Consider the following 23789-nt stretch of genomic DNA (forward strand, 5'->3'; position numbering starts at 1 on the left):
CGTGTCCTATTCTCGATCAACGCTCAACCGTCCGCGCCGCGTTCCAGCCGGCGTATCATCGCATCGATCTGGCGTTCCGTTTCCCGGGCATCGGTCTGGTGGAACGGCTGCCTTTGCCAGGCTGGGTACCAGGACGTCGAAGGAGAGTGACTTGATCAGCGCCAGCGAGGCGAGATAGGCGGCCCTGTCGCTGCTGTTCAAAACAGCGCCGATCCATCGTCCCTCTTTCAGGAAGATCGTATCGCCGGTGAACAGATAACGACGCTGGCCATCGTTCCAGAGAAAGCAGGCCGAACCGGCGGTATGCCCTGGCGTGGGGATCACCTCGAAATCCGGGAAGTGCGTCTCGCGGCCGGCAAAGCCACCCCCCATACGGCAATGTGTCAGGATCTGCCGTCGTTCCAGCTCCGGACCGAACAGCGGTGCGGCGAGGTGCTCGCAGGCCCAATCGCAGGAAGGCATCGCCTGGTGATGGTGGTTGATGTATTGCCGGGCGAACGCCCCCGTCGACAGCAGTCCGTCCGCCTCGTCTGCAAGCCGCCGCGAGGCGTAGACGATGAGGTTGCCATCGGGGCGACGAAGGACGAAGGCGCGACCGGTGAAATCCGGTGCGAAGCTCAGTTGCTCGGCACCGACGCCATAGAGGGTGTCGAACAGATGCTCCATCATGCCGTCTCCCGCGGCTTGGTACGAAGGGTGCGATTGAGCATGGTTGCAAGCAGGATGCAGCAGAGAGCACCTGCTCCGATGAATCCGGCACCCGACGTCCAGCCAAAAGTTTCGATTGCGGTTCCGACGGCAACCGGGCCGACGAGTTGCCCGAGATTGCTCCCCTGCATCAGCAGCCCCATCGCCATCGGTGCCAACTCGGGCCGTGGCGAGACTATCGGGACCGTTGAGATCAACGTCGCGGGGATCAGCCCGCCTATGGCCGAAAACAGCACGCACAGCGCAAAGGTCAGCGTATCGCCCGATTGCGACAGAAAGATCCACAGGCCGGCGGCCCCCATCAGCGTGGCGGCTACGATGACCAGACGGCCGCGGCTGACGCCCCGAGCCAGCATGGTCCCTGCTGCAAGATTGCCGATGACGTTGGCAAGCGTGATGAGGGCGCTGAGCACACCCGCCGTTGCAAACGAAACGTTCATGCGCGCGACGAGCAGGATCGGCAGGAAGCTGGACAGTGTGAACGACATCAGGCTGTAAAGGCTGAAGAGCGCAAAGAGCAAGACAGGTCCGCGGCTTGTCAACGTTGTGAGCATGTCCGAGCGGATGCCGCTGGCCGATGCGCGTGGCCCGCCGCGGGAGGGCAGCACCGCTGCGATCACGGTCAACAGGCTGAGGAGCGCGGCGAGGCCGTTGCCCCACCAGATCGCCTGCCAGTTTGCAAACAGCGGGCCTGAGAGCATGGCGACCGCCATGCCGGCGGGCATGAAGCAGCTCCACAGGGCAAAGACGAGGTCGCGCCGAGACGGCGCGACAATGCGCATGAGGATTGCCGGACCGGCGACGACCACGAGCAGGAAGCCAAAGCCCTCGAACAGGCGCGACAGGATGAGCAGCGAGAAGTTCGGGCTCACGGCGCCGATCAGGATGCCGATGAGGAGAATTCCCATGCCAATGACCATCATGCGCCGGTCGCCGATGGCCGCGACCATGGCGCCGGCCGGCATGCCGCCGGCGACGCCGACGATCGCGAAGATCGACGTGATCCAGCCGAGTGCAGTCAGGTCAAGGCCGAGATCTGCCTGCAAGAGGGGGCCGGCGATCAGCCCCTTGCCAACCTGCATCGCTGCGACCATGCCGGCCGCAACGACGGCGGTGACGGCGATCCACTCGGTTCTCTCCGGGCTGAGAGCGACAACCGCCGACATCAGGCGAGCTCCGCCACGCGGGCCCTGCCGGCGACCAGTGCCGATGCCAGTTCGGCGACGTGGCGGCCTTGGAAGCGCGCGCCATCGAGTTCATTGGCGCTCGGCTGTCGGTCGCCGCCATTGCCGTCGTCGGCAAGCGTCGAGGCACCATAGGGTGAGCCGCCGCTGATCTCGTCCATGCGCATCTGTCCCTTGAAGCTGTAGGGCAGGCCGGCGATCACCATGCCCAAATGCAGCAGCACCGTATGGGTTGCCAGGATCGTCGATTCTTGGCCGCCATGCTGGCTGCCGGTCGAGGTGAAGACGCTGCCGATTTTTCCGACCAGACCATCTCTCGCCCAGATGCCGCCCGCCTGATCGAGGAAGTTCTTCATCTGGGCCGCCATGTTGCCGAAGCGGGTCGGCGTGCCCAAGATGATAGCGTCGTAGTCAGCGAGTTCGGCGACGCTTGCGACCGGTGCTTCCTGGTCGCGCTTGTAGCCGGATTTGATCGCGACAGCCTCGGGCACGATCTCCGGAACCCGCTTCAACGAGACGGTCGCGCCGGTGGCACGGGCGCCATCGGCCACGGCAGCGGCCATCGTCTCTATGTGGCCGTAGGAGGAGTAGTAAAGCACGAGGATCTTTGCCATTTCGCTTTCCCTTGTTCCGCTTGCGGCGCATTTGCCGCCGCTGATGTCGGGGAGGATGAAGGTTTCACTCGATCTGAAAAAGTGATATAATTTTCATCAAACTGATCTATGATATCGATCATGTTGGATGTCCTGACCCTCGACCAGATGCGGACCTTCGTGGTGGTTGCCGAAAGCGGCAGCTTTCGTTCCGGTGCGATCAGGCTTTCGCGCGTCCAGTCCGCCGTCAGCCATGCCATTGCCAACCTCGAGGCAGGGCTCGGCGCTTCCCTGTTCGACCGTTCCGGCCATCGGCCGGTCTTAACGCCCGAGGGCCAGGCTTTGCTCGTCAATGCGCGCGATATCCTGCTGCGTGTAGACGCCATGCGGGCGCGTGCGCGCGGCCTCGGCGAGGGCGTTGAACTGGAACTGTCGCTGATCGTCGATACGCTGTTCCCCATCGCAACCATCGGTGCGGCGCTGAAGGAAATGCGGGTGGCCTATCCATCCGTTGCCATCAGGCTGGCGGTTGCGCCCCTCGGTGGCCCGCTCGATGGCCTGATCGAGCGGCGCTTCACGCTGGGCATCATGGTCGGCGAGGATTTTCGCGATCCGGCGATCGGCCGGCAGGCGCTGACGGATGTGCAACTGATCGCAGTCGTTGCAGCCCATCATCCCCTCGGTCTCGGCGCCGACGATGGCGTGCTCGGCAGCCCGGAGCTTGCCAACCATCTGCAGATCGTCCAGTCGGACCCCTCGCAACGCTCCGAGGGACGCGCCTTCGGCGTGCTTTCGCCGCAGACCTGCCGGGTCAGCAGCCAGGACACCAAGCATGCGCTGATCCTGGCAGGGCTCGGATGGGGGCGGTTGCCGCTCTGGCAGGTGGAGCGGGATCTCGCCGAAGGTCGGCTCGTCCGCTTGCCGACGGCCTCGCTCGGTCGCAATAGCCAGGTCACCGCCGAGGCCTATCTCGTGCACCGGATCGACGAGCCGCTTGGGCCGGCGGCCCGCGTCTTTGGCGAGGCGCTCGCGCTGCTTTGCAGAAGCTGACGGCAGCCCTTATCTTCGGCCGGCGATGGCGAAAATCAGCGTGAAGACGACCAGCACCAGGCCGACGCCGAGCGGGCCGGCTGTCGGGTTGATCAGTGCCATGAGAAAGCCGGTGGCGCCGGAGCCGGCCGCACTGCCGGCTGCATAGGCGAGCGAAAAGGCGGCACTTCCCGCCACCAGCATGCTGCCGCGATATTGCTCGCCGAGCATGGTGAGCGCTGCGGTATAGAGCGCAAAGCTGGCCGCGCCAATCAGCGCGAACAGCGCCAGCAACAGCGGCGGCGACGTGACCCATGGAATGGCGAGGTAACCGGTTGCCGCCACCGCCGCAGCCGAGATCGCGACGCGTCGACGGGGTAGCTTGTCGAGCAAGACACCAACGAAGGGCTGCGCCAGTGCAGTCGGTACGGCAAGCACGGTCACGCTCAAAGCGGCAAAGGCCTGGCTGTGGCCAGTCTTGACGAAATAGACCGGCATCGCCGAGATCGCCGCGATATCGGCGAAACCGAACATCAGCACCATCAGGATCAGGATCGGCGCATGCTTGAAGAAGGCGAAGAGATCGCGTGTCGATGAAGGCTCCGGCCGCGTGCGCGCACCCATTGTCAGAAGGCCGGTGAGGAAAGCGACGAGCGCGATGTAGATCGCCAGAAGCGCGAAGCCGAGGCCGCCGCTGGTGCCGAGAAGCGGGATCGCCAGCGGCCCGGCGGCAAAGCCGCCGCACATGCCGGCGCCATAGAGCCCGGAGACCCGGCCGCGCAGTCGATCCGGACAGGCGGTATTCAGCCAGGCTTCGCCCAGCATGAACACCATGCTGACGAAGAAGCCGAGCGCGAAGCGGGCAATGAACCAGACCGGCAGCGCGCTCGTGGATGCAAGCGTCGCCAGGCAGAGCGAACAGCCGCAGAGGCTGGCGATGATCAGCTTGTCAGCAGAAGCGAGTTTCGTCAGTCGCCCGAGCAGCAGGGTCGCGGCGGCAAGGCCGGCGGCAAACCCCATGGCATTGAGCCCGATCGTGGCGGCAGAGACGCCGCGGCCTTCGAGCGACAGCGAGATCAGCGGATAGGTGAGCCCTTGAGCGACAGAAAAGGCGGTGACGCCCAACACGACGGCGATGATCGCCGGCCAGTCCGGAGCGATGTCGCCCACCTCAACGGTCTTCGACGTCATCGGCCCCTCCCAGACAGCGCGTCCCCGGGAGATCTGCATAGATATCCCCAAGGGGATCTGCATAGATCATCCGCCGCCGGTTGGGAACTCGACCGGCGGCGGATCGGCAAACAATTGTCAGGCGGCCTTGTCCCAGGCCGGCGACAGGCCGTCGGGACTGACGATGCGACCGTCCGGACGGGCGAGACCGTGGATCGCCGCCATTTCGCCATCGCCGAGCGCGAAGTCGAAGATGTCGAAATTCTCCTTCAGCCGCTCGATCGTCGCCGTCTTCGAGAGCGTGATCACGTCCTTCTGTTGCACCAGCCAGCGCAAGGTAACCTGCGCTGCGGTCTTGCCATGGCGTGCGCCGATCTCCTTCAAGAGCGGATCGTTGGGGATTTTGCCGTTGGCCATGGCGTAGTAGGCGGTGATCGACATGCCGTACTTGCGGGCTGTGTCGAGCACCTTCGTCTGGTCGAGATAGGGATGGTACTCGACCTGGTTCGTAGCGATCGGTGCGTCGCTGAGCTTCACGACCTCTTCCATCTGGGCGGTGTTAAAGTTGCTGATGCCGATATGGCGGACCTTGCCGGCCTTCTTCACTTCGTTCAGCGCGCCGATGCGTTCCGCCATCGGCACGTCGCTGCCACCCGGCCAATGCAGGAGAAGCAGGTCGACGTGGTCGGTCTTCAGCTTGGTCAGGCTCTCGTCGACGGAAGCGAGGAAGTCACGATGGGCATATTTGTCGACCCAGACCTTCGTGGTGAGAAAGATGTCGGCCCGCGGGACGCCCGATTTGTGGATGGCTTCGCCGACCTCGGCCTCGTTGCCGTAGATCTGGGCGGTATCGACGTGGTGGAAGCCGAGCTTCAGCGCTTCCGGCAGCACGCGCAGCACGTCGGCACCGGGCATGCGAAAGGTGCCGAACCCGAGCGCGGGAATGTTGGCGCCGTTGGAATTGACCGAATGCATGGGGGAACTCCTTGTTTTCTAAAGAACGCCCGGCCAGCGGCCGGGCGAGAAAGAGGCGAGCATATAGGTGGGCCAGATGGCCGCGTGGTCAAGCCGGCTGAGCGACGGTTTCTGCCTTGCGGTCGAGCGTACCGCTCAGAACCGTCAGGAGCAGCGCGCCGACGACGAGGACAGAACCGACCATCGGCGTCATGCCGAGACCGAGCGACGAGGCGACGATGACGCCGCCGAGCCAGGCGCCGATGGCGATGCCAAGGTTGAAGGCGGCAATGTTGAGCGCCGAGGCAACGTCGACCGCACCGGGGCGGTGCTGCTGGGCAAGCTGCACCACATAGAGCTGCAGACCGGGCACGGTCGCGAACGACAGGAAGCCGAGGCTCGCCAGCGTCACCAGCGTCAGGACCTGCGACGTTGCCGTGAAGGTGAAAAGCACCAGGACGATTGCCTGCGCCAGGAACAGCCCGACCAGAGCCTTCACCGGATCGCGATTGGCGATCTTGCCGCCGGCGATGTTGCCGATGGCGATCGCGACGCCGTAGAGCACCAGGATAAGGCTGACGGCGCCCGCGGAAAAGCCGGTGATTTCCTGCAGGATCGGTGCGAGGAAGGTGAAGGCGACGAAGGTGCCGCCGTAACCGAGCGCGGTCATGGCAAAGACGATCAGCAGCCGGCCGGAGCCGAGGACGCGCACCTGATCGATAAGCCGTGCCGGCGGCGCCTTGGTCAGCGTATTCGGCAGCAGCGTCGCGATGGCCGCAAGCGCGATGACACCAAGTCCGGTCACCGCCCAGAAGGTGGCGCGCCAGCCAAAAGTCTGGCCGATCCATGTGCCGAGCGGCACGCCGGTGACGATGGCGACTGTCAGGCCCATGAACATCATGGCTATGGCCGAGGCGCGGCGATCCTCGGGCACGAGGTCGGCGGCAATGGTCGAACCGACGGAGAAGAAGACACCGTGGGCGAAGGCCGAGATGACGCGGGCAATCAGCAATGGCTCGTAGCTAGGCGACATCGCAGCGGCGGCATTGCCGACGATGAACAGCGCCATCAGGCCGACGAGCAGCGGCTTGCGCTCGATCCGACCGGTCAGCGCCGTCAGGACGGGAGCGCCGAAAGTGACGCCGAGCGCGTAGACGCTGACGATGAGGCCAGCAAGCGGCAGGGTAATGTGGAGATCGTCGGCAACCGTCGGCAACAGGCCGACGATGACGAATTCGGTGGTTCCGATCGCATAGGCCGCGATCGTCAATGCAAAGAGCGCAATGGGCATGGCAAGACCTTTTCCCGTCCGGCTGGGAGGACCGGGCGTTTTGGCGTTGATGTGTTCGAGGGGGAATATGAGGGTGGAGAGCTTGCGCGATAATCCGTATAATCGGATAAACGTCTGTGAATTGAATTCAAAGGTGAATGATGGACAACCGCGCCGGTGAAATGGAGGTCTTTGTCGCTGTCTGCGAAACGCGCAGCTTCTCCGCCGCTGGCCGGCGGCTGAGGCTATCGCCGTCCGCCGTCAGCAAGCTGGTCACCCGGATCGAGGACCGGCTGGGCACGCGCCTGCTGGTGCGCTCGACCCGCACCCTGCAACTGACGCCGGAGGGGGAAGTCTACCTGCAACGCGCCCAGCGCATCCTGACCGAGATCGCCGAGACCGAGCAACTGGTGGCGGCCGGTGGCAGGCTGTCTCCCCGAGGGCTTTTGCGGGTCAACGCGTCGGTCGGGTTCGGCGAGCGCTACATCCTGCCGCTCGCACCTGCGTTTCTCGAGCGCTATCCGGAGGTGCGCCTCGATCTGACCCTGACGGACAGCCTGATCGACGTGGTCGGCGAACGGGCCGACGTGGCGATCCGGACCGGCCCCTTGCGGGATTCCTCGCTGAAAGCCCGCAAGCTGATGGAAAGCCGGCCGGTGGTGATCGCCTCTCCGGCCTACCTTGCCAGACACGGTGTCCCGCAGACGCCGGCCGATCTGGAAAATCACAATTGCATTCGCTTCAACTTCCGCCGCAGCGTCGACGAATGGGCCTTTCGTTCCCCGGGGCAGAGCTCGGTCGAACTCCTGTCCGTCTTTGGAAACCTGCAGGTATCGAGCGGCGCCATCGTTCAGCAACTCTGCCTCGCCGGCGTCGGCATCGGCCGCATTGGCCGTTTTCACGCCGAACCGGATCTGGCGGCGGGCCGCCTGGTCGCGTTATTGGAGGATTATCGACCCGACGAGATCGAGACGGTCTACGCCGTCTATGCCGGCCACGAACATCTCGCCGCCCGCATCCGCGCTTTCATCGACTTCCTGGCAGACCGGATCTGAAGCCTGAGCTGCCACGCTCTGCGGGGCTTCTGGCCAGCTCCGGTAAACCGGGGCTAGTCGCCTTTGACTGCGACAATGAAAAATCGCGGAAAGCGCAGCAGCACCCGGCCGTCGTTCAAGGCCGGGTAGGCGTCACGGATCCGGTCGGTATAGGCGGTTGTAAAGGCGTCGCGCCGCGCCATTGGCAACGCGTCGAGATAGGGGCGCAAGCCCGTGCCTTTCACCCATTCGACGATCGCCTCGGCGTTCGCCAGCCGGTGATAGTAGATCGTGTGCCAAACCTCGATATGGGGGGCATGTTTGGACAGGCGCTCGACATAGACCGATGGTGCCGGCAGCGGATTGCGGCGGATCGTCCGGCCTGCGAAGGCGTCACTGAATTCAGTGCTGTGGGCTGTCTCTTCCATCAACACATGGGTCGGTTGGTCGATATTGTCGGGCATCTGCACCGCGAGCGTGCCGCCTGGCGCAAGCGAAGCGGTCAGCCTTTCAAGTATGTCGAGGTGACCCGGCAACCACTGGAACACGGCATTGGCGAAGAACAGCGAGGCGCCTTTCGGTGGCACCCAGGTGGCGAGATCCGCCTTCTCGAAGGTCAGGCCCGGCAGCCGCTTGGCAGCAGCGAGCAGCATGTTCTCGTCGCTGTCGAGCCCGGAAAGAGAGGCGCACGGATACCGCTGATGAATGAGCTCGGTCGAGTTGCCGGGGCCGCAGCCGAGGTCGAAGGCCGGCCCCGGCGGCAGGTCCGGAACCTGGGCCAGCAGGTCACGCGCCGGCCGTGTGCGCTCGTCTTCGAACTTCAGATACTGCGACGCCGACCAAGCCATGGAGACAGATCCTCAAATACCAAATTGCAGGCTTTCAAGCGAAGGCAGGATCAGGGCCGGCCCCTGGTCAAGGTATTCGTCGGGCACATCCGCCCGGTTGATCCAGACCGTGCGGAAGCCGAATTTCGTCGCACCTGCAATGTCCCACCGGTTAGACGACTGGAAGGAAACCGCATGCGGATAAAGCCGGTAGCGGGTGGTGACGAGATCGTAGACCGCTGGTGCCGCCTTGTAGGTCTTGACCGTGTCGACCGAGAACACGTCATCGATGACGATTTCGAGCGCGGCATTCCGCACGGCCGCGGCCAGCATATCGGGAGAACCGTTTGAGAGGATTGCAAGCCGCGCTCCGCGCTCCTTCAATCCCTTCAGAACGGCGGGAACTTCAGGATAGCAATCGAGCGTCCAGTAGGCGTCGAGCAGCGGCTTCCTCAGTTTGCGGTCGGCGGAGGGAAACCGGGAAAAGGCGTAGTCGAGCGATTGCTCGGTCAGCTGCCAGAAGTCCTGGTAGGCGCCCATCAGCGAACGCACCCAGGAATATTCGAGCTGCTTGGCGCGCCAGAGTTCGGAAAAGGCCTGTCCGTCCGGGCCGATCTCGGCGGCATGGCGCCGAACCGCCGCATGCACGTCGAAAAGCGTGCCATAGGCATCGAACACATAGGCCGCGTGGGACATGCTTTCCTCCCGTCCGTCATCTTCGGCTACGCGGCGAATGGGATTTCTGATCCCGCCAATGCGCATCCGAAAACAAGGGCTTACCGCATTGTACCGGTGGAGGCACGCTGCGAAGTCAGTTCTTTTGCGCGATCATGTCAAAGATTTGTGCATTGCACAACGACATTGCGCCGTCAGCATCAGCCTTTGCCGGGTTTCCAGACTTTCGCGGGGAACCGCAGGGCCTGTTTCGCAAGCTTGCCCTTCAGCCCGAGCGCCGTGTCGCAAAGACCGACCACATGCCGGTTCGGCTTCGCCTCCGGCCGGAGCGCATGCAACGCCGCAGCTGCCTCTTCGGGGGCCAGGTAGCGGGCGAGAATGCCGAGGCTGAGCGCCGTCGCGCGACCGATGCCGCGCAGACAGTGAACCAGCAGATGCGCATCCTCAGGCAAGCCGTCGACAAAGTTGAAGGCCGCGTCGATCGCGTCCGGCCGCGCGGCATCGGGCGCATCGGGATCGGTGGCGTCGCCGAAATAAAGCTCGAGATGCCTTTCCGGCGGCAGGTCGATCATCGACAAAAGCCGGCTCGCCGGCGCCCGCATCGAGATCAGGTGTGTGGGCGCCCAGAGCGCCCGATTGTGCCGGGCCTCCGTCTGCGAACTGATGATCATCCGGATCGGCCACCCGTTCGGATGGGCCGGGTTGGTTTTGAGGACAGGGCTGTAGAGTTCTTCCCCGGTGGCAGCTGCCGCTAGCGCCATGACAGGACCTCGTCGTGATTCTTGCTGCGATGATTTTGCCCTGAAACCGGTTTCGACTTAAGGGCAAAATCGCATCCGTGACCAAAAGCAAACAGGCTTTGGGATGCGCCGGCTAGAACCGGGTAATCACGCTGATGCCGAGATCGGTAGCGCGGTCCATCGAGACGAGGGCAGGGATCGCTTCTTCGAGCGAGATTTCGCGACCGATCAGTTGCTGCGGCTGCAGCTTGCCGCTGGCGATCATCGACAGCATGGCATCGTAGCGCCAAGCCTGCATGCCGTGGCTGCCATAGATCTCGAGCTCGTGGCCGATCACCTGCGCCATCGGGATTTCGGGCGTCGCATGGTCGCCGAGCATCAGGCCGACCTGCACATGGCGGCCGCGTCGCCTAAGGTTCTTGATCGAGTTGAAGCAGGTGACGGGATGGCCGAGTGCGTCGATCGAGACATGGGCGCCGCCGCCGGTGATTTCCTTCACCGCACCTGCAACATCGTCCGTGTCGCGGCCGTTGACCGTGGCAACCGCGCCGAGCCTCCTGGCGAAGGCGAGTTTTTCTTCGGAGATGTCGATCGCAATCGGGTGCGCACCGAGCGCTGCGGCAATCATGATCGCCGACAGGCCGACACCGCCGCAGCCGTGAACCGCCACCCATTCGCCGCCCTTGACGCGCGCCTGGTCGGCGACGGCGCGAAACGATGTGGCAAACCGGCAGCCGAGGCTGGCGGCGGTCTTGAAGTCCATGCTTTCCGGCAGATGCACCAGGTTCTGATCGGCAAAGTCGAGTGCGACATATTCGGCAAAGGAACCCCAGTGGGTGAAGCCCGGCTGGAACTGCGCCTCACAAACCTGCTGGTTGCCCGAGCAGCATTCGCCGCAGCGGCCGCAGCCGGAAACGAAGGGCACCGTCACCCGGTCGCCAACCTTGTAGCGCATGACGCCGCGCCCCGTGGCGGTCACGATGCCGGCGAGCTCATGGCCCGGCACATGCGGCAGGCGAATGTCGGCGTCGTGCCCCATCCAGCCATGCCAATCGGAACGGCACAGACCCGTCGCCTCTACCTTGACGACCACGCCGTTCTCGGTCGGCGTCGGATCGGGAAGCGTGCGGATCTCGGGCGTCTTCTCGAAGGCGTCGTAGTACATGGCTTTCATCGGGGCAGGCTCCTTGGCTGTCGGCCGGTATTCTGGCATGCGGCTTCCGGCCGTTCCAGAATGGACGCCATGACATTTTTTGATGTACCCATTCACCCCCATGCTGTTTTTTCGAGCTATGGCGGAAGATACGGAAGACAAAACGTGAAGGAGACGCCGATGGCCGTCGATACATCCCCTCGATCAGTGACCTGGACCTTTGTCGACGGCGAATGGCTGTCGGGCAATCCGCCGCTGATCGGCCCGACCTCCCACGCCATGTGGCTGGGTTCGACCGTGTTTGACGGCGCCCGTTTCTTCGACGGCATCGCGCCGGATCTCGACCTGCATTGCCAGCGCGTCAACCGCTCGGCAACGGCGCTTGGGCTGAAACCGACGATGAAGTCGGAAGAGATCGAGGCGCTGACTTGGGAAGGCGCCAAGAAGTTCGACGGCCAGACGGCGCTCTACGTCAAGCCGATGTACTGGGCCGAGCATGGCGCGGCCGGCGTCGTCGCCATCGATCCGGAATCGACACGTTTTGCGCTTTGCCTTTTCGAGGCGCCGATGGGCAATGGCCATGGCGGTTCGTCACTGACGCTCTCGCCATTCCGCCGGCCGACGCTCGAATCCATGCCGACCGATGCCAAGGCCGGTTGCCTCTATCCCAACAATGCCCGCATTCTGACTGAGGCCCGCTCGCGCGGCTTCGACAATGCGCTGGTGCGCGACATGCTCGGCAACATCGCCGAGACCGGCTCGTCCAACGTCTTCCTGGTCAAGGATGGTGTGGTGTTCACGCCGGCTGCCAACCGCACCTTCCTTGCCGGCATCACCCGCTTCCGCGTCATGACGCTGCTGCGCGAGGCCGGTTTCGAGGTCGTCGAGGCGACGCTGTCGATGGCCGATTTCGAAGCCGCCGACGAGATCTTCACCTCCGGCAACTATTCCAAGGTCCTGCCGGTGACCCGCCTTGATGATCGCGACCTGCAGGCGGGCCCGATTGCTGCCAAGGCACGCGATCTCTACATGGATTGGGCGCATTCCAGCCAGGACGGCTGAGGACTGGTCAGCATCCGCAAAAAAAGGCCGATCAAGAATAGGCGGCCGCCAACGCTCGGCGCGGACCACGTTGTCTGCGCCGCGGTCGCGGGCGAGGTTTCGAGGCTGTGCAACATCGTCATGCACGCCTCGGCCCCTCGATCGAAACCGGTTCTGCGCGTGCCGCCACCGATCTGCGGGCTACGAAGGTCTCAGAGCTATTTGTCGGCTGGTGGTGCCACTACCGTGACGGTGTCGCCTGCCAGTTCGCCACCGATTTCCACCGTCTTCTTCTGCTTGTCGTAGACGCAGATCTGGGTGACGGCATTTTCTGCACCCTTCGGCTTGCCGGAAACCAGCGCCAGACCGAAACTCTCCGAGCCGAACGGGTCGACGACGACGACCGGCTTGTCGAGCGAAGGCGCAGCCGCGATGCACTTTTCCGAAACGTCAGCCCGGAATTCCTCCCAGGCATCGCCGGAGGATGCGTGGGCGCCGGTCGCGACAAATCCGGTCGCGGCGAGAAGGGCAAGGGTCAGGATCGGGCGATGCGGCATGTTCAGTCCTTAATCTCGAATGGTTGCAGTGCGCGCACGCTGCCCGCCAAACGTGGCGCCAATGTGCCCGGGCTTTGGCCGCTTTCAAAATGATCTTGAAAGTATATTCCGTGGGTTGAGGAAAATTTGGCATTGCATCGGTTGCCTCCGTCAAGGCCGGTGCCTATGTTCCCGCTCACAGATTTCCCTGACGAAATCCCATGCCAAGAGGAGATGCCCACATGGCTTTCGAATTGCCGAACCTTCCCTATGACTACGATGCGCTGGCGCCCTACATGTCGCGCGAGACGCTCGAGTACCACCACGACAAGCATCACCTCGCTTACGTGACCAACGGCAACAAGCTTGCCGAGGAAGCCGGTCTCGCCGACCTGTCGCTCGAGGAAGTCGTCAAGAAGTCCTATGGCACCAACCAGCCGCTGTTCAACAATGCCGGCCAGCACTACAACCACGTCCACTTCTGGAAGTGGATGAAGAAGGGCGGCGGCGGCACCAGCCTGCCGGGCAAGCTCGACGCGGCCATCAAGTCGGACCTCGGCGGCTACGACAAGTTCCGTGCCGATTTCATCGCTGCCGGCACCGGCCAGTTCGGTTCGGGCTGGGCCTGGCTCTCGGTCAAGAACGGCAAGCTGGAAATCTCCAAGACCCCGAACGGCGAAAACCCGCTTGTTCACGGCGCTTCGCCGATCCTCGGCGTCGACGTCTGGGAGCACTCCTATTACATCGACTATCGCAACGCGCGTCCGAAGTACCTCGAAGCGTTCGTCGACAGCCTGATCAACTGGGATTACGTGCTGGAAATGTACGAAGCGGCTTCCAAGTAAGCCTCTCCACAGTTCGATTTCGGGACCCGGCGCTTGCGCCGGGTCTTTTCGTTCGGCGAGGTTCGCGCGGCAGGCGCCGCCGTCACCAAAGTGTCATCGCACGGCGCTAGGGAGAGGCGCCATGCACGCAGACACACAGCCTCTCCTCCGCTTCGGCGTCATCGCCGACCCGCAATATGCCGCCGTGGAACCGAACCTCGTCCTCGGTCGCTATTATGCCAACAGCCTGACGAAGCTCGCCGAAGCGATCGAGACCTTCAATGCGGAAGACCTCGCCTTCGTGGTGACGCTCGGCGATATCATCGATCGCGACTGGCAGAGCTTCGATGCCATCCTGCCGCTCTACGACAAGCTCCGTCATCCCACGCACTTCCTGCTCGGCAATCATGATTTTCGCGTCGAGCCGGAGCGGCTCGACGACGTCTTCGCCCGGGTCGGTATGCCTGGCCCCTATCAGACATTTGCGGCGGCCGGCTTCCGGTTCGTGCTGCTCGATGGCAATGAGGTCAGCCTCTTCGCCCCACCGCCGGGCGATCCGCGTCTTACCGTCGCCGAGAGGTGGATCGACACGTTGAAAGCGCAAGGGGCCGACAACGCTCAGCCCTGGAATGCAGCACTTGGCGATGAGCAGTTCGGTTGGCTGGAAGAGGTGTTGCACGGGGCGGAAGCTGCCGGCGAACAGGTTGTCGTGATGGGCCACTATCCCGTCTATCCGCCCAATGCCCACAACATGTGGGACAGCGAACGCATCGTCGACCTTTTCTGCCGCTTCGAAAACGTCGCCGCCTATTTCTGCGGCCACAACCACGACGGCAACTACGGCATCGTCGACGGCACCCATTTCGTCAACATCAAGGGCATGGTCGAAACCCCCGATACGACAGCCTATGCGATCGTCGAGATCCATGCGGACCGATTGGAAATCCGCGGCTATGGCCGCGAAACGGATCGAACCCTGGCATTGACCACCGTCAGGCCCCGCCTGGCTGCGTCCGCCAGCCGCTGATCCAGAGATCCCGAAGGCGTTCGCCTTCGCCCGGGAAAAAGTCGTCGGTCGCTTCACAATGTTCGACCCGATCGGCGCGGAAATTGCGGATGGCCTGGCGCAGTTCGCACCAGGCGACGATATTGGCGGTTTCCGAGTAGTAGATCAGCGCGATCGGCCGGATCGTGCGCTCGGTGGCGCGGCCAAGTTCGTCGCGATAGTCGACGCCAAGCTTGCGCTCATCCCGGATCGCCCGGCGCACCAGCGCCAGATCGATGCCGGCGGGGGACGGTGCCACCGTTCCCCAGGCATGCAGCGCTTGGTTGCGAAAGGCAAGCCTGAGGGGTTCCGGCACAGCTCCGGTGATCTTCTGGTTGACGCGGCCGGCGGCCGCCTTCAGTTCCTCGTCGCCGGTGCGCGCCAGCAGCGCCAGCGCCAGCACGATCGCCTCGGTTTCCTCGATCGAGAACATCAGCGGCGGCAGGTCAAAACCGGGGCGAAGAATATAGCCGATGCCGCGCCCGCCCTCGATCGGCACGCGCATGGCCTGAAGAGCTGCGATATCGCGGTAGATCGAGCGCGGCGTCACCTCCAGCGTCGCGGCCATTTCGGCCGCCGTCACCGGCTTTCGGGCGAGCCGCAGGATCTGAATGATCTCGAACAGGCGCGAGGCCTTGCGCATCGAAAAAACTCCGCCATTTCAAAATGCTCCTGACAAGACCCTGTCAGTTGCCGGCGGTTATAACATCCGACAACGGATTGAAAAATAAGCAATCCGCTCAGGAAACGATCGAACGGACCTCGGACAACTGACATGAGCTACACTGAAAACCTCTGGCTTTTCTTCACCCTTCTTTTCGGCATCATTATCGTGCCGGGCATGGATATGATCTTCGTTCTGGCGAACTCGCTGACGGGCGGCCGGGCCTCCGGCCTGTCGGCGACCGCAGGCATCATGGCGGGCGGCGTGCTGCACACACTCTATGCAGCACTCGGGGTCAGCGTCATCCTTCATCTCGTGCCGCAGCTCTTCAATGTTCTATTGGTCGGCGGCGCCGCATACATCGCCTGGATCGGGTATTCCCTTATCCGCAGTTCCATCACCATTGGCGGTATCGACGGCACCGGACGGCTGTCGCGCTGGGCGAGTTTTCGTCAGGGCGCACTCACCAGCTTGATGAATCCCAAGGCCTATCTCTTCATGCTGGCGGTCTACCCGCAGTTTCTCAAACCTCAATTCGGGCCTGTCTGGTCGCAGGCCGCCGTTATGGCTGTGATGATCGCCGTGACCCAGCTTGCCGTCTACGGCGGCCTGGCGCTCGCCGCCGGTCGCGGCCGTGATTTCCTCGTTGGAAGCCCGGGTGCGACCGTCCTGATCGGCCGCGTGGCCGGCATCATCCTCGTATTGGTGGCGGCACTCACGGTCTGGCAGGGCTGGGCAGCTGGATGATTGAAGGGCAAAGTATAAACATGATTATTATATTCATGTTATAAGAATGGATCGGACGGGATGGTTGTCAATAGCCTCGTCCGTTTCGAATTATGCTGATGCGACAAGGACATCAAAAAAATGTTACTTCCGTCGAATAGCTAAAATGCCATCATGCCGGCGCATTCAACACGAAGGCCGCAGAAGCGGATTCGAATGACCGGGAGATCACGATGAAGATACGCGCTCTTTTGCTTGCCGCCTCCCTCGCTGGGCTTGGCGTTACAGCCGTGACTGCGGCTGACGAACCGCAGGCGGTTCGTCAGGAACTGATGAAGAAGGTTGGTAAGGCTGCTGGTGCGCTCGGTGGCATCGCCAAGGGCGAAAAGCCCTATGACGCCGAGATCGTCAAGGCGTCGCTGACGACCATCTCCGAAACGGTCAAGGTGTTCCCGGACCATTTCCCCGCTGGCTCCGAAACCGGCATGGAGACGGAAGCAAGCCCGAAGATCTGGGAAAACATGGATGATTTCAAAGCCAAGGCCGCCAAGCTTGGTTCTGACACGGACGCCGTGCTCGCCCAGCTTCCCGCTGATCAGGCCGGCGTCGGCGCTGCCATGGGCATTCTCGGCAAGGACTGCGGCAGCTGTCACGAGATCTATCGCGTGAAGAAGAACTGACAATAGGTCGTCTTCCCAGAGAACTGATGATGACGCGCCGGCTTTCGCCGGCGCGCTGAACTGTTGTCGTGACGTCCGGAACGTCACGACGGTTGCGGCTTGCCGCGTTATATGGAGTGTGAGCGAAGCTCACGAATTCAAGAGTGTGCAGTTGAAAGGCAGCTTGATGGGCCGACGAATTAGAAAGCTTGTCTCGGGCATCGTGTTTCTGGGCCTCGTCGGCGGTGCGGCTTTCTGGTGGTTGACGAAGCCGGCGCCCTGGCCTGCGGATCATTGGGAAGGTTTGGGTGAACCGGATCTGGCCAATGGCGAGCAGATCTTCTGGGCTGGCGGCTGTGTCAGCTGTCATGCCAAGCCGGGCAGTGAGGGCGACGCGAAGCTCGTTCTTGCCGGTGGCGCGCCGCTGAAGAGCCCGTTCGGCACTTTTCACGCGCCCAACATCTCGCCGGACGAAACGGCAGGGATTGGCTCATGGACGCTTGCCGAATTCGGCAATGCGATGACGCGCGGCGTCGGGAGAAATGGCGAGCACCTCTATCCGTCGTTCCCCTATGCCTCCTATGCGCGGATGACGCCGAAGGACATCAATGATCTCTGGGGCTACATGAAGACGCTGCCCAAGGCGAGCGATGTCGCGCCTGGTCACGAGCTGCCGTTCCCCTTTAACATCCGGCTGGCGCTCGGCGGCTGGAAGCTGTTGTTCCTGACCGACACGCCGCGCGTCGCCATCGATGGCGCCGATCCGAAACTGGCGCGCGGCCAGTATCTGGTCGAAGGGCCAGGACATTGCGGCGAGTGTCATACGCCGCGAAACGCGCTTGGCGGACTGGAGCCGGCACAGTGGCTGGCTGGCGCGCCGAACCCGGAAGGCGAGGGACGCATCCCCAATATCACGCCCGGTTCGAAGAGCATCGGTGGATGGAGCGCCTCCGACATCGCCTCCTATCTCGAAACCGGCTTCACGCCGGAATTCGATTCCGTTGGCGGCTCCATGGTCGAAGTTCAGAAGAACATGGCGAAGTTGATTGCCGCCGATCGCGAGGCGATCGCCGCCTACCTCAAGGCCATTCCTGCCCTTTGAAGGGCAGGGAGACCCGGTTGATTCCGGGCCGCCGGCGCGCTCTAACTCTTCCCGGAAAGAGGAGGAGATCGACGATGCGTACCCATGAGACCTTGCCCTACGACCAATGGATCGAGCGCAGCCCCGAGGAGATGGCGGCGCGGGCGGTGCAGTTCTACGAGGACGTCAACCGTCGTCGCACCACGCGCTACTTCAGCGAACGGCCGGTGCCACGCGGCGTGATCGAGACCTGTCTGCTGGCGGCAGGCACCGCCCCAAGCGGCGCGAACCACCAGCCCTGGCATTTCACGGTCATCGAAAGCGCTGACATCAAGAAGAAGGTGCGCGAAGCGGCCGAAGAGGAGGAGCGCGTCTTTTACCAGCAGAAGGCGCCGCAGGAATGGCTCGATGCGCTGGCGCCGCTCGGCACCGATGAGGAAAAGCCGTTTTTGGAGACGGCACCCTATCTCATTGCCATCTTCTCGCAGAAACGCGGCGGTCCCAATCCGGGCGACATGAAGAAGAACTACTACGTCAACGAAAGCGTCGGTATCGCCACCGGTATCCTGATCACTGCCCTGCACCACGCGGGCCTCGCGACATTGACCCACACGCCGGCACCGATGAACTTCCTCAACGACATCTGCGGTAGGCCGGAGAGTGAGAAGCCGTTCCTGATCCTGGTGGTCGGTTATCCCGCGCCCGATGCGACCGTGCCGGTCGCAGGCAAGGTGAAAAAGCCGCTTGAGCAGATTTCGACTTGGCTTTGATGGCCGGGCCGCTCAGGCGGCTGTCGTCACGGCCGCATGCTCGTGGCCATGCAGTGCCGCATAGCCGTCGAGTTCGGGTGAGCCTAGGCCGAGCGCGCGAAAGATTTCGACTGCGAAGGTGACGGGTGCGGTGCCGGCCGCGGTGACGACGCGGTCGCTGCTGCATGCCTGCGGCTGATCGCGATAACGGCCGTGGCCGTGATAGCCACGGAGCGAGGCAAGACTGTCCGCACTGTTACCAGTGTGGTCAATGGCGTCGAGAATTCCGCTCGAAGCCAGTGCATCGACGCCGCCGCAGATTGCCGCAACCAACCGCTTCTCCCGGTGAAACGAGCGGATCGTCCCGCCGAGATCGGGAGCGTCGGCGGTACCCCAGATCGCGCCGCCGCAGATCACCAGGCCGTCGAAGCCCGCGGGGTCGAGCGCGTCGATCGACAGATGGGCGGAGACATCGAGGCCGCCCATCGACATCACCGGCGCGCCATCAGGGGTGGCGACTTCGATATCGACCCCCAGGTGCGCGCGCGCCGTCGCCATCAACAGCGCGCATTCCCAGTCCGCAAAGCCTTCATGCAGCACGATTGCAAGCCGCATCGTCTCGTCCTCAGCCAAGTTTCTGCATATAGCGCATGCCCGTCACCGGACGAGGCACGAAGCGTTCGGATTCGTAGAAGTGATGCGCCTTGAAATTGCCGGTGGCGGCGCTGACCGACAGGTAATCACAACCGGCCATCTTCGCCTGCTCACGGGCCTTGGCGACGAGGTGGCGGCCGATGCCGGTGCCGCGATTGTCGGAGCGCACGAAGAGATGATGCAGTTCCATGCCGCGCGCGCCTTCCGCTGCCCGGTAGACCGGCACGAGGATGGCGTAGCCGATCAGCCGGTTGCCGGCTTCGGCGACAAGCGCCGTGATCCAGGGGCTGCGGCCGAAGAGGTCGCGCTCGAGCTGCTCGGGCGTGATCGGGGCGGCGTCGCCATGATGGGCGGCGAGCTCGGCGATCATTTCGCGCAGTTCCGGAAGGTCGCGCTGCTTGGCACAACGGATCGTCACCATCGGCGGGCGCGTCGATGGCAGCGGATGGAGAGAGGGGATGGCGGTCTGTAGCATTGTCGGCTCCTCATGGTTCTCTTGCCATCAGGTGCCGTGAAAAACAAAAGCCGCCTGATGGCGGCCTTGTTGAATATGATCAGCAGGCCGCTCCTATGGGAACAGCCAAAAATACACGCGGCAGATGGGTGCGCTCTTGATCATGTGCTTAGATTGTCCGTTTCCGAGCGTTTGTCAACGGGGATTCTTGCGCTCGGTTGGGGACAGGTCAGGAGGCCGATGTTCGAAGTCGCCCTTAGTCAGCTGTCCCGAACCGAAGTTCAGTGATCGGTCCCGCACATCGAATGATCGGCAAGCGCACGGATGACGTAGCAGTCGCCGATCGTGTGGTCGCCGTTGCAGGCGACGATGCGTTCGAGTTCTCGCTCCAGCTTCTGCAGTTGCGCAATCTTTTCGCGAACGGTGACCAGATGTTCCTTGGCGATACGGTCGGCTTCGCCGCAGGGGCGCTCCGGGTGCTGACTCAATGCCAGCAGATCGCGGATCGATTCAATCGACAGCCCGAGATCACGCGCATGGCGGATGAAGGCGAGGCGTTCGAGTTCGCGCTTCTCGTAGCGCCGCTGGTTGCCTTCCGAGCGTTCCGGCGCCGCGATCAGCCCCATCTGCTCGTAGTAACGGATCGTTGGGATTTTTACGCCGGTGCGGCGGGAGAGATCGCCGATCGAATACATGCTCGTGCTCCAAACCTATAGCTTCTGGAGTATTAGATAATCGCTCTGCAATTTCCGTCAATGGGGCAGGAAAGGCCGGTTAGGCCTCTCCCTTTGGTCGTCCGTTCAACGTGCGAGGAAGGACAGCAGCGTCTCGTCGAAGAGGTCGCTCTCTTCCAGTTGCGGCGTATGGCTGCTCTTCTCGAACATGCGGATCGTCAGGTCTGCAAAATCCCCGCGTCTCCCTCTATGCGATAGCCGAGCTCGAAAGGACCGGCGCGCAGGCGACCGGTTTCTGGCAGGGATGGATGGGTCGTCGTCATGGATAGGATCCTGCAATGGGCCGGAGAACGATGGTTCAACTGTTGGCGTTCTCATCGGCTTTCAAGAAAAGCGTCCACGCCAATTGAAGCCGCAGAGCGACCTTGGCGTCGGTGGTTTTTCATGCCGGTGAGCGTCGCTAACGGATCAGGCGCACGGATCGGTATCCCTGTTTTAAAGCGGCTTCATACCAGCCAGTACGGTCGAGCCGCGAGCGCCGACCTGAGGCATTCCGACCGTCAGCCTCATTCGAAGACGGTGGCACAAGGACGCCACAATCGGCGCCTAGCGATCTGCGCAGCATTCGACTCAGCTCAGCGTCGGGCCGAATGCTTATTGTTCAACAGTCAGTTAGAGCGTCGGCATGCGTGCCCGGCGCACGACGGAGAAACACGTGTCGCTACTCATCAATCGTCGCCAACTGCTCGTCGGCTCCGCGCTGATCTACCCGGCCATCGCCTTCGGCTCGCCCGCAAAGGCCGCCGCTGCCGCCGGTAATGATGTCGATGCGCAGCTTTCCGAACTCGAAAAGCGCACCGGCGGCCGGCTCGGCGTTTCCGTCCTCGACATGGAAACCGATATATCCTTCGGCTGCCGCGAGGATGAGCGTTTCGCCATGTGCTCGAGCTTCAAGACGCTGGCCGCCGGCTTCGTTCTGGCCCGCGCGGATCAGGGCGCCGAAAAGCTAGATCGCCGCATCGTCGTTGCGCAGAAGGACATCATCGCCCATTCGCCGGTGACTGAGAAACATATCGGCGGCGAGGGCATGACGATCGCAGACCTCTGTGCCGCAACGATGACGACGAGCGACAACGCGGCGGCGAACCTCTTGCTAGAAAGCTTCGGCGGTCCGCAGGCACTGACCGGCTGGCTGCGCACGATCGGCGACGAGACCACGCGTCTCGACCGCAACGAACCGACCTTGAACGAAGCCAGGAAAGACGATCCGCGCGACACGACGACGCCGGCCGCGATGCTGGAAACGCTTGGGCTTCTCGCTTTCGGGCCGGCACTCACCGAGCCGTCGCGCAAGCTGCTGATCGAGTGGATGGTTGCCAACACGACCGGCGACCAGCGCATCCGTGCCGGCCTGCCGAAGGGCTGGAGAGTTGGCGACAAGACGGGAACGAACTCCACGGGCTCGGCGTCCGACATCGCCATCGTCTGGCCGGAGGGCCGGGGGCCGTTGCTGGTCGCGGTCTATATCGCAGAGGCGACGGCGCCGCTTGCCGAGCTGAACACCGTCTTTGCCGATGTCGGCCGGATGGCCGCGGAGATGGTTTAGCCGGCGGTCGCCAGGTCGGCATTGGCCGCAGCGGTCTCCGTCGCGCGCCACTTCTTCAGCCGGATGACCTGGTCATCGACGCCAATGACGCTCTTGCGGTGGGTGATGGCGATTACCGTCACCTGGCCGCAGACTTCGCGGATATGCGCCATGATATCGCGCTCGGTTGCCTCGTCGAGCGCCGAACTGGCTTCGTCCAGAAACAGGAATTCGGGGTCGTCGTAGAGTGCGCGGGCAATCGCGATGCGCTGGCGCTCGCCGCCCGAAAGCTTGAGGCCACGTTCGCCGACCGACGTGTCGAAGCGCGCGGGCAAAGCCTCGATGAAATCGAGGATGGCGGCCTTGCGGGCGGCGGCGACAAGGCGGTCATGATCCTGCGGTCGGCCGAGCGCAATGTTGGTGGCAAGGCTTTCGTTGAGCATCACGATGTCCTGCGGCACAACGCCAACCTTTGCGAACCAGTCGGCGCGAGAAATGTCAGCCAGATCCTGACCGTCCACGTCGATCCGACCCTTGGTGGGATCAATCGATTTCAAGACCAGCTTGAACGCCGTCGACTTTCCCGCGCCGGTCGGGCCGACCAGATAAGTGATGCGCCCGCGTTCCGCCTGGAAGCTCAGTGCTTCGACGCCACGGCTCTCGCCGTAGGAAAAACCGACGCCGTCGAACGTCAGGCGCCCCTCGGTTGGCGCAAATTTTTTGGAATGTCGGGCGTTGGTTTCGTCTTCGGCATGCCACATGGCTGCAAAGGGGCCGAAACGCGCCTTGGATTCCATCAGCGTGCTGACAGCCCGTCCTATCATCTCGAAGGGCGAGTTCAGTTGAAGCAGCAGCATGTTGAAAAGAACGAGGTCGCCGGTTGAAAGCTCTCCGGTCTCGAGACGTGGAACGAGAAGAAGGAAGGTAACGCCAAGTTGCAGCCCCAACGCGGTTGCGGACGCAGCTCCGCCGAGCGCTTCAGTGCCGAAGAAACGGCGCCATCCGTCACGCGAGATTGCCTCCTTTTCGACGAAACGGGCGTTCATCCACCGCTCGCTGCGGAAGTGCCGCAATGTTTCCATCGCGTTGATGGCGTTGCCGGTAAACTTGGCATTTTCCTGCGAGGCTTTCATCGCAGTTTCGATGTGGCGTGCGGCGACCTTGGAGGTGTAAAAGCGCAGGCCGATGAAGATGCAGCCATAAAACAGCGCCACCAGGATGAGCTCGTTGCTGATCGTCGCACCGAGCATGACCAGCGTCACGCCAATCTGCAGTGTTCCAGGAATGAAACCGCCGAGAAGCGTGGTCGAGATGTTGTTGAGCGCGCGTTCGCCGCCAGTGCCTGCCTGCTGGATCTGCGTGGGATTGTGCTCGACGAAGAAAGCCCCGGTCTTCGTCAGCAGCCGATCGAAAAAGGCGGTCCGGACGATGAAGCCGAGCGCTTGGCCCTGGCTCGCCGCGAGATACATGAGGCTGTTCTGCATCGCCGTCGAAAGCGCCATGACCAGAGCATAGAGCAGGAAACCGCCGATGACGGAAACGGAAGGGTCGTTCAGCCTGTCGATCTGTCTGGAGAAGAGATACGGACCAGCGACAAAGCTCAGGGAGGTCAGGACCGTGATCGCGACGAGCAACAGGATCGAGAGCCACTCCGTCCGCCAGTAGCGAGCAAAAATAACCGCCATCGGTTCGCCCGCAAGGCGCCAATCGTCACGCATATCCCTGTTCTCCTGTGAATCGGCAGGGCGACATATGTCGCG

At 62.9% G+C, this 23789-nt stretch carries 26 protein-coding genes; 10 read left to right on the plus strand and 16 right to left on the minus strand.

What is annotated here, in order from left to right:
- Window positions 1-6 precede the first annotated feature (6 nt).
- Genes LPJGGPFB_RS06855 through wrbA form a run of 3 tightly spaced genes read right to left on the minus strand, consistent with a single transcriptional unit; the run spans window position 7 to window position 2506 of the window.
- Complete coding sequence (locus tag LPJGGPFB_RS06855; protein WP_173419307.1) at window positions 7-669, minus strand: MBL fold metallo-hydrolase; 663 nt, start codon at window positions 667-669, stop codon at window positions 7-9.
- Window positions 666-1874 carry an MFS transporter gene (locus tag LPJGGPFB_RS06860; RefSeq protein ID WP_173419308.1) on the minus strand — a complete coding sequence of 403 codons (1209 nt, stop codon included), beginning with the start codon at window positions 1872-1874 and terminating at the stop codon, window positions 666-668. The genes LPJGGPFB_RS06855 and LPJGGPFB_RS06860 overlap by 4 nt, the downstream gene beginning before the upstream one ends.
- Window positions 1874-2506 (minus strand): NAD(P)H:quinone oxidoreductase, encoded by a 633-nt coding sequence (wrbA, locus tag LPJGGPFB_RS06865; protein ID WP_173419309.1) that lies wholly within the window; start codon window positions 2504-2506, stop codon window positions 1874-1876. The genes LPJGGPFB_RS06860 and wrbA overlap by 1 nt, the downstream gene beginning before the upstream one ends.
- Window positions 2507-2626: 120 nt before the next feature.
- Here wrbA and LPJGGPFB_RS06870 point away from each other — a divergent pair, with 120 nt between their 5' ends.
- A complete protein-coding gene (locus LPJGGPFB_RS06870) occupies window positions 2627-3535 on the plus strand; it encodes a LysR family transcriptional regulator (RefSeq protein ID WP_173419310.1) in 909 nt (302 codons plus the stop codon).
- Between the two features lie 9 nt (window positions 3536-3544).
- Here LPJGGPFB_RS06870 and LPJGGPFB_RS06875 read toward each other — a convergent pair whose 3' ends face one another.
- The 3 genes from LPJGGPFB_RS06875 to LPJGGPFB_RS06885 form a co-directional block, all read right to left on the minus strand.
- Window positions 3545-4705, minus strand: coding sequence for an MFS transporter (locus LPJGGPFB_RS06875; RefSeq protein WP_173419311.1), 1161 nt, complete (start codon window positions 4703-4705; stop codon window positions 3545-3547).
- Window positions 4706-4822: 117 nt separating this feature from the next.
- On the minus strand, window positions 4823-5659 hold the full coding sequence (locus tag LPJGGPFB_RS06880) for an aldo/keto reductase (protein ID WP_173419312.1): 837 nt from the start codon (window positions 5657-5659) through the stop codon (window positions 4823-4825).
- Between the two features lie 88 nt (window positions 5660-5747).
- The gene (locus LPJGGPFB_RS06885) at window positions 5748-6929 is read right to left on the minus strand and encodes an MFS transporter (RefSeq protein ID WP_173419313.1); all 1182 of its coding nucleotides are present in this window, start codon (window positions 6927-6929) and stop codon (window positions 5748-5750) included.
- A 140-nt stretch (window positions 6930-7069) separates the two neighbouring features.
- Here LPJGGPFB_RS06885 and LPJGGPFB_RS06890 point away from each other — a divergent pair, with 140 nt between their 5' ends.
- Window positions 7070-7963, plus strand: a complete 894-nt coding sequence (locus LPJGGPFB_RS06890) for a LysR family transcriptional regulator (RefSeq protein ID WP_173420969.1) — start codon at window positions 7070-7072, stop codon at window positions 7961-7963.
- A gap of 53 nt (window positions 7964-8016) precedes the next feature.
- Here the strand turns inward: LPJGGPFB_RS06890 and tam are convergent, their stop codons facing one another.
- From tam to LPJGGPFB_RS06910, 4 genes are all read right to left on the minus strand, one after another.
- Window positions 8017-8790 carry a trans-aconitate 2-methyltransferase gene (gene tam, locus LPJGGPFB_RS06895; RefSeq protein ID WP_173419314.1) on the minus strand — a complete coding sequence of 258 codons (774 nt, stop codon included), beginning with the start codon at window positions 8788-8790 and terminating at the stop codon, window positions 8017-8019.
- A gap of 12 nt (window positions 8791-8802) precedes the next feature.
- Window positions 8803-9465, minus strand: a complete 663-nt coding sequence (locus LPJGGPFB_RS06900) for a haloacid dehalogenase type II (RefSeq protein WP_173419315.1) — start codon at window positions 9463-9465, stop codon at window positions 8803-8805.
- A 179-nt stretch (window positions 9466-9644) separates the two neighbouring features.
- Window positions 9645-10205 carry a phosphatase gene (locus LPJGGPFB_RS06905; RefSeq protein WP_173419316.1) on the minus strand — a complete coding sequence of 187 codons (561 nt, stop codon included), beginning with the start codon at window positions 10203-10205 and terminating at the stop codon, window positions 9645-9647.
- Window positions 10206-10317: 112 nt separating this feature from the next.
- Window positions 10318-11358 (minus strand): zinc-dependent alcohol dehydrogenase family protein, encoded by a 1041-nt coding sequence (locus LPJGGPFB_RS06910; protein WP_173420970.1) that lies wholly within the window; start codon window positions 11356-11358, stop codon window positions 10318-10320.
- 159 nt (window positions 11359-11517) lie between these two features.
- Between LPJGGPFB_RS06910 and LPJGGPFB_RS06915 the strand changes: the two genes are divergently transcribed.
- Window positions 11518-12399 (plus strand): branched-chain amino acid aminotransferase, encoded by an 882-nt coding sequence (locus tag LPJGGPFB_RS06915; protein WP_173419317.1) that lies wholly within the window; start codon window positions 11518-11520, stop codon window positions 12397-12399.
- A 197-nt stretch (window positions 12400-12596) separates the two neighbouring features.
- Here the strand turns inward: LPJGGPFB_RS06915 and LPJGGPFB_RS06920 are convergent, their stop codons facing one another.
- On the minus strand, window positions 12597-12935 hold the full coding sequence (locus LPJGGPFB_RS06920; RefSeq protein ID WP_173419318.1) for a hypothetical protein: 339 nt from the start codon (window positions 12933-12935) through the stop codon (window positions 12597-12599).
- Between the two features lie 221 nt (window positions 12936-13156).
- On the opposite strand from LPJGGPFB_RS06920, the gene LPJGGPFB_RS06925 reads away from it, so the two are divergent.
- Window positions 13157-13759: a superoxide dismutase gene (locus LPJGGPFB_RS06925; protein WP_173419319.1), complete on the plus strand. Its 603-nt coding sequence runs from the start codon at window positions 13157-13159 to the stop codon at window positions 13757-13759.
- Between the two features lie 121 nt (window positions 13760-13880).
- A complete protein-coding gene (locus LPJGGPFB_RS06930) occupies window positions 13881-14765 on the plus strand; it encodes a metallophosphoesterase (protein ID WP_173419320.1) in 885 nt (294 codons plus the stop codon).
- On the opposite strand, the gene LPJGGPFB_RS06935 is transcribed toward LPJGGPFB_RS06930, so the two are convergent.
- Entirely contained in the window at window positions 14731-15426 is a 696-nt protein-coding gene (locus LPJGGPFB_RS06935) for a helix-turn-helix transcriptional regulator (protein WP_173419321.1), read from the minus strand. The genes LPJGGPFB_RS06930 and LPJGGPFB_RS06935 overlap by 35 nt on opposite strands.
- A 132-nt stretch (window positions 15427-15558) precedes the next feature.
- Between LPJGGPFB_RS06935 and LPJGGPFB_RS06940 the strand changes: the two genes are divergently transcribed.
- From LPJGGPFB_RS06940 to LPJGGPFB_RS06955, 4 genes are all read left to right on the plus strand, one after another.
- The gene (locus LPJGGPFB_RS06940; RefSeq protein WP_173419322.1) at window positions 15559-16194 is read left to right on the plus strand and encodes a LysE family translocator; all 636 of its coding nucleotides are present in this window, start codon (window positions 15559-15561) and stop codon (window positions 16192-16194) included.
- Window positions 16195-16406: 212 nt separating this feature from the next.
- On the plus strand, window positions 16407-16853 hold the full coding sequence (locus LPJGGPFB_RS06945; protein WP_173419323.1) for a c-type cytochrome: 447 nt from the start codon (window positions 16407-16409) through the stop codon (window positions 16851-16853).
- A 166-nt stretch (window positions 16854-17019) separates the two neighbouring features.
- Entirely contained in the window at window positions 17020-17934 is a 915-nt protein-coding gene (locus LPJGGPFB_RS06950; protein ID WP_173419324.1) for a cytochrome c, read from the plus strand.
- A gap of 74 nt (window positions 17935-18008) precedes the next feature.
- Window positions 18009-18683 (plus strand): nitroreductase family protein, encoded by a 675-nt coding sequence (locus LPJGGPFB_RS06955; protein ID WP_173419325.1) that lies wholly within the window; start codon window positions 18009-18011, stop codon window positions 18681-18683.
- Window positions 18684-18695: 12 nt separating this feature from the next.
- Here LPJGGPFB_RS06955 and LPJGGPFB_RS06960 read toward each other — a convergent pair whose 3' ends face one another.
- From LPJGGPFB_RS06960 to LPJGGPFB_RS06970, 3 genes are all read right to left on the minus strand, one after another.
- Complete coding sequence (locus LPJGGPFB_RS06960; protein ID WP_412728329.1) at window positions 18696-19220, minus strand: DJ-1/PfpI family protein; 525 nt, start codon at window positions 19218-19220, stop codon at window positions 18696-18698.
- Window positions 19221-19287: 67 nt separating this feature from the next.
- Entirely contained in the window at window positions 19288-19791 is a 504-nt protein-coding gene (locus tag LPJGGPFB_RS06965; protein WP_173419327.1) for a GNAT family N-acetyltransferase, read from the minus strand.
- A 260-nt stretch (window positions 19792-20051) separates the two neighbouring features.
- A complete protein-coding gene (locus LPJGGPFB_RS06970) occupies window positions 20052-20465 on the minus strand; it encodes a MerR family transcriptional regulator (protein ID WP_173419328.1) in 414 nt (137 codons plus the stop codon).
- Between the two features lie 694 nt (window positions 20466-21159).
- Here LPJGGPFB_RS06970 and bla point away from each other — a divergent pair.
- Window positions 21160-22050: a class A beta-lactamase gene (gene bla / locus LPJGGPFB_RS06975; RefSeq protein ID WP_173419329.1), complete on the plus strand. Its 891-nt coding sequence runs from the start codon at window positions 21160-21162 to the stop codon at window positions 22048-22050.
- Here the strand turns inward: bla and LPJGGPFB_RS06980 are convergent.
- Window positions 22047-23747 carry an ABC transporter ATP-binding protein gene (locus tag LPJGGPFB_RS06980; protein WP_234902776.1) on the minus strand — a complete coding sequence of 567 codons (1701 nt, stop codon included), beginning with the start codon at window positions 23745-23747 and terminating at the stop codon, window positions 22047-22049. The genes bla and LPJGGPFB_RS06980 overlap by 4 nt on opposite strands.
- Window positions 23748-23789 lie beyond the last annotated feature (42 nt).

The organism is Ensifer adhaerens (assembly GCF_013283195.1).
Classification (GTDB): Bacteria; Pseudomonadota; Alphaproteobacteria; order Rhizobiales; family Rhizobiaceae; genus Ensifer; species Ensifer adhaerens_G.